The organism is Brachyspira sp. (genome assembly GCF_050873525.1).
In the GTDB taxonomy this organism is placed as follows: domain Bacteria; phylum Spirochaetota; class Brachyspiria; order Brachyspirales; family Brachyspiraceae; genus Brachyspira.
Genome location: NZ_JBNMIZ010000192.1, coordinates 1 through 5,064, shown reverse-complemented (window position 1 = coordinate 5,064; position 5,064 = coordinate 1). Strand labels below are relative to the sequence as shown.

General features: G+C 31.1%; 5 protein-coding genes. 3 read left to right on the top strand and 2 right to left on the bottom strand.

Features of this window, described 5'->3' with window-relative positions; all coding sequences use genetic code 11:
* Nucleotides 1–276 precede the first annotated feature (276 nt).
* Together ACR0QS_RS10875 and ACR0QS_RS10870 are read left to right on the top strand one after the other, a co-directional pair.
* Nucleotides 277–1,536: an LptF/LptG family permease gene (locus ACR0QS_RS10875; protein ID WP_432633469.1), complete on the top strand. Its 1,260-nt coding sequence runs from the start codon at nucleotides 277–279 to the stop codon at nucleotides 1,534–1,536.
* A gap of 449 nt (nucleotides 1,537–1,985) precedes the next feature.
* Entirely contained in the window at nucleotides 1,986–2,828 is an 843-nt protein-coding gene (locus tag ACR0QS_RS10870; protein WP_432633468.1) for a hypothetical protein, read from the top strand.
* Between the two features lie 17 nt (nucleotides 2,829–2,845).
* Here ACR0QS_RS10870 and ACR0QS_RS10865 read toward each other — a convergent pair whose 3' ends face one another.
* On the bottom strand, nucleotides 2,846–2,998 hold the full coding sequence (locus tag ACR0QS_RS10865) for a hypothetical protein (RefSeq protein ID WP_432633467.1): 153 nt from the start codon (nucleotides 2,996–2,998) through the stop codon (nucleotides 2,846–2,848).
* 32 nt (nucleotides 2,999–3,030) lie between these two features.
* On the bottom strand, nucleotides 3,031–3,912 hold the full coding sequence (locus ACR0QS_RS10860) for a nicotinamidase (protein WP_432633466.1): 882 nt from the start codon (nucleotides 3,910–3,912) through the stop codon (nucleotides 3,031–3,033).
* Nucleotides 3,913–4,037: 125 nt separating this feature from the next.
* Here ACR0QS_RS10860 and ACR0QS_RS10855 point away from each other — a divergent pair, with 125 nt between their 5' ends.
* A complete protein-coding gene (locus ACR0QS_RS10855; RefSeq protein WP_432633465.1) occupies nucleotides 4,038–4,973 on the top strand; it encodes an ABC transporter substrate binding protein in 936 nt (311 codons plus the stop codon).
* Nucleotides 4,974–5,064: the final 91 nt, after the last annotated feature.

Below are 5,064 nucleotides of genomic sequence, written 5' to 3'. Positions count from 1 at the left end.
TCCATAAAAACAGAACCTCCACTGAATCACCAAGACTTCAGGTCAAACGATATTCCTATATAGTATACCTCTATTTTTCGGAAATTTCAAGTGTTTTGCCGATGAAAAAATAAAATTTTCTTTTAATATTGAAGATTCGTTTAAAGCGTTTATTATTTTACTTTCTCCGATTATATTTGATTATTTAAGTTATATATCTTTGGGAATTTTGGCGTTCGGAGTGTTTATTAATATTTTATAGGGTTTATTTAAGAGAATATTTTTAAGAAATAGAAAATGAAAACGATAACTAAATATATCATAATAGAAGCTATAGGTCCTTTCATAGCTGGAGTTTTATTTTTTACTTTTATATTCGTAATACAGCTTTTGCCAGAATTATTCAAACTCATAATTAATAACGGAGCGCCGATAAAAACATCGTTCGAGGTTTTCGTTTATATGCTGCCTTTCAATGTCGCTATAACTATTCCAATGTCTATATTGATGGCGAGCATAATGGGATACGGAAGATTATCTTCGGACAATGAAATAATAGTTATGCGGGCTTTGGGATTTTCGCATATGAGAATATATATTCCAATAATGATACTTGGAGTATTAACATTTTTATTTTCTTTATTTTTTAATAATGTGATAATGAGCGAATCGAATTATAGATACAGAGCTTTAATATCCTATATGATTAATATGCGTCCTTCGATTGCGGTTGGAAAATTAGATTTTACTTATATATCGGATATGGGACTTTCGATTGGCGCGGAATATTCGGATAATAACGGAATGTCTAATGTAGTAATATTTGACGGAACTTCCGAATCAAAAAGAATAATAACGGCAAAATCTGGAGCTTGGCATAATAACGAAGCGAATTCAAGAGTAATAACTCTAACTTTATATGACGGAGTAGTTCAAGAGATGCCGTATTTTGGAATAGTGAGTAACGATTTTAGCGTTTTCAATTCTATGGATATTAATATCGTCCGAAGAGTAAGCACTTTATCGTCACATGAAAGAGGTTTGAGAGAACTTCCCGCTTGGAAAATACATGATAAAATAGAAAAAACAAAATCCGAAGCGAGCAATATGATAAGAATTCAAATAACGGATATGATAATAAATTCGTATTCTAATATTGCGGACGGTTCGGTTAAAGATGTGGGAGCTTTTGCAAAAGAATATTTAAATACAAATTCCGCCGAACTTAAAGAAATGCGAACAAAAGGAATGGAATCCGCAGTTCCTTATTTTTATTATGTGGAATTTCATAAATTTATTTCGATTCCCGCCGCATGTTTATTTATGGTAATAGTAGGCGCTCCTTTGGGAATAGTGGGAAAGAGAAGCGGAAGAGGTTTCGGTTTCGGAATATCGGTTATAGTTGTCGTTATGTATTATTTGCTTATAACCGCCGCCGAAATAATCGCTGGAAACAGAACCGTTCCCGCGTTTTTCGCAATGTGGTTTCCAAATATTGTCCTTGCCATAATCGGAGGATTTTTTATGATTACTTCGTTCTTTAGTAAGGGAAGATGATTATTTATGTGAATTGTTAAATTATTTAATAAATAAGTGTTTGCCAACGAATGCAAAATTGAAAGCCATATTGTATTAAAAATTGGATTGCCACGCTCATTATATTTGCTCGCAATGACAATTCTTTTTATACAGCGTCATTGCGAGTGAAAACGAAGCAATCTCTATAATAAATTTTTTATTTTAAACTATTGACAAAAATTCTAAATATTGTATAATTCTTCCATAAATTAAAAAATAAAGTAAAAGCCGAAAGAAAAGATTTCGGAATATTGCAGTTTAACGGAGATAAATTCTCATGAAGAACAGAACAGAACAGAACAGAACAGAACAGAACAGAACAGAACAGAACAGAACCATTATTACGCTCTTTAGCTCCTGTCGGGTTAGTCGTATATAACAGAAAAAATCACACTCAAAAAACTATAGAATCTCTAAAAAACAATACATTGGCAAGCGAAACGGATTTGTATATTTTTTCGGACGCTCCAAATAAAAAAGAAGACGAAGAATCGGTTAATGAAGTTAGAGAATATATAAGAAGCGTTAAAGACGGTTTTAAAAATGTTTATATATTTGAAGCGGATAAAAATCTTGGAATAAAAGATTCTACAGTAAAAGCCGTTAATACAATTTTTGAAAAACATGAATTTTTTATCGGACTCGAAGACGATATAGAAACGAATATTTATTTTTTGGAATTTATGAATAATGCATTGAATTACTATAAAGACGATGAAGATATTATGGCTATAACGGCGTTCTCGCATAAACATGCCACAAAAAATTATAAAAGCGATGTTATATTTACTTACGCGTTTCATAGCTGGGGATGGGGAACTTGGAAACATAAATGGGGAGATATTAATTGGGATAATTGCGATATATCTTGGTATAATAAAAGCCTTAAACATAAAATAATAGGTTCGGTATATTCATGGTTTCATTTATTTGCTATTAATAAAGCCGTAAAAAATAATTCTCAAATAAAGTCTGGCTTATGGGATGTTTATTATTCTTTCGCTATGTATGAGAGGAAAAAATTATGCGTTTGGGCTTCAAAATTTTCTTTCACAAATAATATAGGTTTTGACGGGACAGGATATCATAAATACGATTTTTATCATAATTATTTTGAATCAAATTTGGATAAAAATATTCCAGAGATAAAATTTACAAAAGATAAATCAATGAATTTTTTCGAGCATCTTATAATATCTTTAAAAATAGGAATATTTAGCTGGTGCGGAGGATTTATCACTATGTTTTTTAGCAAATTTAGAAATAAATAAAATTTCAAAATTTCCGCTTATAATCGATTATATTTTTTATCAATTTTCAAAAGAATTGGCGATAACAAAAACGCGGTAAGTATTCCAATAAATAAAAATAATCCGAAAGATTTAACTGGAATAAATCCACTGAAAGATAAAGTTCCGAAAGATAACGCTGTAGTAATCATTGACAAAAATTCTCAATGACAATTTAATTTTTTTACACGGTTATCAATTTTATTCCATAAATATTCGCAAGCTCTTCGTATTTTTTAGTGCAAATATTTTTATCTCCAATCGAACTGCAGCAATTATCCATAAAATAAATTTTTTCCGTTATGTTTTTTTCGGATTTATAAATTTCGCAAAATTGTTTAATCGTTTCGTAAACGCAGTAATCTTTCGCCTCTCCGCAAATATATATTTTATCGTAATCTTTAATCTCTTTTACCCAATCGTTATTATAATGATTTTCGCCCATCAATACTTCTGGTTTTATCGCTCCATACATTTCGGTAAATTTATCCGTTCCTTTTATTATTTTATTTATGGAAGTTTTTTTCGCAGCTTCAAAAAACGCGAGAATATTTGAAAGCTGTTTTTCAATAAGCCATCCGTCCGTTCCGTAAATGCAGTGATAAGTCCAAATAATCAAATTTTGACTTCCCTGTTCTTTTAATTTTTTGACATAATCGGTTTGAATATCTTTATAAACGGGAATAACTTCTTTGTTTTTTATTTTTTCCAAAGTTATTTCGGTAAAAGGTTTGACATATTCGCCGTTTGGAGTTTTCCACAAAAAAGGATGAAAAATAGAATCGTAACTATGAGTGTCGATTGTCGTATAAATTGCAGATAAATTTTCTATATTATCGTAAATAAATTTTATTATTCTTTTTATATCGTCCGCCGATCCTTGAACTGCTAAAGCTCCTTTTTCAGTATCGATAAAATCTCTTTGAGCGTCTATTATAAGAAGCGCTTCGTTTTTATTATTTTTGATATTAACGGAAGATGCGAGATTATAAATTTCATTTTGATTTATAGGATTTTCTTCTTTTCCAATAAATTTTTCGTTTACAATATTTTTCAAATCAATCATAAAAATTTTCCTTCGAGAATAAATTCAATAATTTTTTTATTTTTTAGTATATCATATATTTGACTTTATTGTAAAATTTTGTATAATTCTAACAATAGTAATTTCATTGAAAGGAGAAAACAAATATGAAAAAACTACTAATAATATTATCTGTAATTTTACTTTCCGTTTCTTGTTCAAAAAGCGAATCTTCCGCTTTTAAAATCGGAATATTGCAATTAGTCGAACATGCCGCTCTAGACGATGCAAATAGAGGTTTTGTTGACGGATTGAAAGAAGAAGGATTCGAGGACGGAAAAAATATTATTATAGATTATCAAAACGCTCAAGGCGAGCAGGCAAATTGCACTACCATAGCTCAAAAATTTATTAACGACAAAAGCGATTTGATATTGGCGATTGCGACTCCAGCGGCTCAAGCGGTTGCAAATATGACTAAAGAGATACCTATACTTATTACGGCTGTTACCGACCCTGCGGATGCAAAACTTGTCGCCGATAATAATTTGCCCGGCGGTAATGTTACGGGAACTTCCGATTTGACGCCAGTTAGCGAACAGATGGAATTATTAAAAAAATTAATTCCAAACGCAAGAAGAGTCGCTTTCTTGTATAATTCGAGCGAACAGAATTCAAAATTCCAAGTCGATATTGCAAGAAAGAAAGCGGAAGAAATAGGATTAACCACAAGAGATGCCACGATAACTAATCCTAACGAAATTCAGCAAGTGGTTCAAAATTTAATCGGAAAAGTTGACGCTATTTATGTTCCAACCGACAATATGGTTTCTGCGGGAATGCCTACGGTAGTGTCGATAACCGAACCAGCGAAAATACCAGTTATATGCGGAGAAGAGGGAATGCTTCCAGCGGGAGGTTTGGCTACTTACGGAATCAATTATTATGAGCTTGGAAAGTTGACTTCAAAACAAGCGGCAAAAATATTGAAAGGAGAATCGAAACCCGCCGATATGCCGATAGAATATTTGCAGAATTTATCTTTGCAAATAAATACAAATGCGGCACAAAAATTGGGAATCGTAATTCCTGCAGATTTATAAAAAATCATGAAAATAAAAAAATAATTTTAAATATTTAAGCTCGTATTAATTTTAATATGGGCTTTTTTATTTTCATGATTTTTTATAAATC

Bases quoted from the DNA above. Each gene is read 5' to 3' on its own strand.
- ACR0QS_RS10865 (WP_432633467.1), bottom strand. From the start codon at position 2,998: ATGATTACTACAGCGTTATCTTTCGGAACTTTATCTTTCAGTGGATTT.
- ACR0QS_RS10875 (WP_432633469.1), top strand. From the start codon at position 277: ATGAAAACGATAACTAAATATATCATAATAGAAGCTATAGGTCCTTTC.
- ACR0QS_RS10860 (WP_432633466.1), bottom strand. From the start codon at position 3,912: ATGATTGATTTGAAAAATATTGTAAACGAAAAATTTATTGGAAAAGAA.
- ACR0QS_RS10855 (WP_432633465.1), top strand. From the start codon at position 4,038: ATGAAAAAACTACTAATAATATTATCTGTAATTTTACTTTCCGTTTCT.